The sequence below is a fragment of the Stenotrophomonas sepilia genome, assembly GCF_003244875.1.
Taxonomy (GTDB): domain Bacteria; phylum Pseudomonadota; class Gammaproteobacteria; order Xanthomonadales; family Xanthomonadaceae; genus Stenotrophomonas; species Stenotrophomonas sepilia.
The window spans coordinates 1-2,954 of sequence record NZ_LXXZ01000009.1 but is presented as its reverse complement, the minus strand read 5'-3'; the positions used below and the strand labels follow the sequence as shown (position 1 = coordinate 2,954).

Genomic DNA, 2,954 nt, shown 5'->3' with positions numbered 1-2,954 from the left:
CGAGGGGCTCAGCCGTTGGCCTTCGCCTTCGCCTCGCGCGCGGCCTGCTGCTCGACCAGGGTCAATGCCACGTTGTCGCGCAGGTACGCCGGCTCGACCTTCTCCGGTGCGATCGCCTCGCCACGCGCGAACGCCGGCACGGCCAGTGCCAGCACGTCCGACGCCCGCGGCAATGCCGCAGCATCGAAACCGCGCAGGCTACTGCCCAACTGTGCCACCAGCGCGCCGTCGCCCGCGCCGAAACCGGTACCGACACCGTAGGCCGACATTCCCTCCGGCAACGTCACCACGGAGGGCGCGCAGACGCGCTCGGCATCGCGCGCGACCGGCAGGCCGTCGACGCGTTCGAAGCGCGCGACGTAGAGTTCACCCATCCGGGCATCGATTGCCGACAGGATCTGCGTTTCTTCCACCGGTGCCCGCAGCGCCAGCACCTGCAGCGTCGAAACCGGCAGCAGCGGGCGGTCCAACGCCAACGCGATGCCCTGGGCGATGGCGATCGCCAGGCGCACACCGGTGAACGCCCCCGGGCCGCGACTGAGCGCGATGCCATCGAGCTGGCGACGGCTGATGCCGGCTTCGGCCAGCAGCGCCTCGGCCCATGGCAGGCTCAGGTCAGCATGCCGGCGCGGGGCGATCTCGAAGCGTTCCAGCACCTGCCCATCGACATGCAGGGCAACGGAGCAGGCTTCGGTGGCGGTTTCAAAGGCGAGCAGTTTCATCAGATCAGGTCAGAACAGGGGGAACGTGGCACCAGGAGCCGGCTCCGGGCCCGGCGCAACAGCGGCCGGGTCAGCCGCATCATCAGCCACGGGCACCCATTGTGGCGTAAAGAAGGCCTGCACATCGGCCAGGCTGCGGGTGCGGCGGAAGGGTGGCAGTGAATCCAGGAAGACCCGGCCATAGCCACGGTTGAGCAGGCGCGGATCGCACAGGACCAGCACGCCACGGTCGCTTTCGCTGCGGATCAGGCGACCGACACCCTGCTTCAGTGCGATCACCGCCTGCGGCAGCTGTTCGTCGCGGAACGGATTGCCGCCCTGGCTGCGGATCGCCTCCAGGCGTGCCTCGTACACCGGATCGTCCGGTGCCGCGAACGGCAGCTTGTCGATCATCACCACACTCAGCGCTTCGCCGACCACGTCCACGCCCTCGCGGAAACTGGCCGAGCCCAGCAGCACGCCATTGCCCGATTCACGGAAGCGCTGCAGCAGCGTCGCGCGCGGTGCCTCACCCTGCACGAACAACGGCCATGGCCCGTCGCGCAGTGCTTCGGCCGCCTCGCGCAATGCACGGTGCGAGGCGAACAACAGGAATGCCCTGCCCTGCGATGCCTGCAGTACCGGCCGAAGGGTCTGGATCAGCGCGGTTCCGAAGCCCCGTGCGGCCGGATCAGGCAGGCCTTCCGGGAGGTAGCACAACGCCTGCTCGGGCCAGTTGAACGGACTCGGCTGGACCAGGGTATGCGGATCGTCCAGGCCCAGGCGCGTGGCGATGTGGTCGAATCCATTGCCCACGGTCAGCGTGGCCGAGGTGAAGATCCATGCCGCGCGGCTGCGCTCGCGATGCTCGCGCAGCGGGCCGGACACATCCATCGGCGTACGCTGGCAGCGGAAACCCCGCGGCGTGAGCTCGTACCAGAGCACATCGGCGGCACTGGCGTGGTCCGCCGGATCGGCATCGAAATCGAGGGTGGGTTCATCATCGCCCAGCCAGCGCTGTAACCGCGACACCGCCTCGCGCGCCCGCGCATGGCAGGCGTCCAGACCCGCCGCCGATTCGCGCAGCGGTTGAAGTGCCTGCTCCAGCGCCACCAGGCCGGCCATCACCGTATCGAAGCCGTCGCGGACCTGTGGCATGGCCAGCGCACGCCACTGCGTACCCCGCGGCGGCAGCCCCTCCATCGCCGAACGCAACGCCAGCAACGCCAGTTGCAACTGGTCGACCGGCTCCTGCAGCGCCGATTGTGCGCCCCCTACGCCGCGCGCTTCAGCCAGGCAGTCGCGACCCAGTTCCTGCCATGGGCGCATGCCGAAACCTTCGCCGAAGAACTGCGCTGCCAGTTCGGGCAGCTGGTGTGCCTCGTCGATGACAAAGGCCTGCGCCCCCGGCAGCAACTCGCCGAAGCCGTCCTGTTTCAGTGCCAGATCGGCCAGCAGCAGGTGGTGGTTGACCACCACCACGTCGGCGGCCTGCGCACGCTGCCGTGCGCGCACCACGAAGCAGTCGTCCCAGAATGGGCAATCGGTGCCCAGGCAATTGTCGACAGTGGAGGTGACCATCGGCAGCAGCGGCGAGTCATCGGCCAGGCCCTCCAGTTCGGCGATGTCACCGAACTCCGAGCGGCCGGACCACGCCAGGATGCGCTGGAACTGCGCGGCCTGTTCGGGACTGGAAAACCGCGGCTCGCCCCGCGCCTGCTGCAGTCGATAGCGGCACAGGTAGTTCGCGCGCCCCTTCAGCAGCGCGCTGCGCAGGCCGACGCCCAGCGCCTGGCGCACGCGCGGCAGATCGCGGTGGTAGAGCTGGTCCTGCAGCGCGCGGGTACCGGTGGAGATGATGGTGCGCAGCCCGGACAGCAGCACCGGCACCAGATAGGCGAAGGTCTTGCCGGTGCCGGTACCGGCCTCGGCCAGCAGCAGGTCCCGCTGCTGCAGCGCATCGGCAATGGCTGCGGTCAGGTGCAGCTGTGCCGGACGCGGGACGAAGGCATCCAGGTGCGAGGCGAGCGCGCCGCCTTCGCTGAGGGCTTCGCGGCTGGCATGGACAAGGTCGGACATCAGAGGGAAAGGATACCCGGCCGGGCGCTGCCCGGCACCCGTTTCAAGCCAGAGCGCAGGCAAAAGCAACAGCAACAGCGTGGTTCATGGCTCTGGGTTGCTGCGTGTTTGGCGGGGCAGGAGGGGCAGGCAGGACACGCCGTAAACCCGTCCATGGGGGCTCGATGGCGCCAT

The 2,954-nt window shown here is 69.0% G+C and carries 2 protein-coding genes; both read right to left on the bottom strand.

Features of this window, described 5'->3' with window-relative positions:
* Nucleotides 1–8: 8 nt before the first annotated feature.
* The gene (gene tsaB, locus A7X97_RS00825) at nucleotides 9–722 is read right to left on the bottom strand and encodes a tRNA (adenosine(37)-N6)-threonylcarbamoyltransferase complex dimerization subunit type 1 TsaB (protein ID WP_072168547.1); all 714 of its coding nucleotides are present in this window, start codon (nucleotides 720–722) and stop codon (nucleotides 9–11) included.
* A gap of 9 nt (nucleotides 723–731) precedes the next feature.
* Complete coding sequence (yoaA, locus tag A7X97_RS00820; protein WP_072168546.1) at nucleotides 732–2,780, bottom strand: DNA repair helicase YoaA; 2,049 nt, start codon at nucleotides 2,778–2,780, stop codon at nucleotides 732–734.
* Nucleotides 2,781–2,954 lie beyond the last annotated feature (174 nt).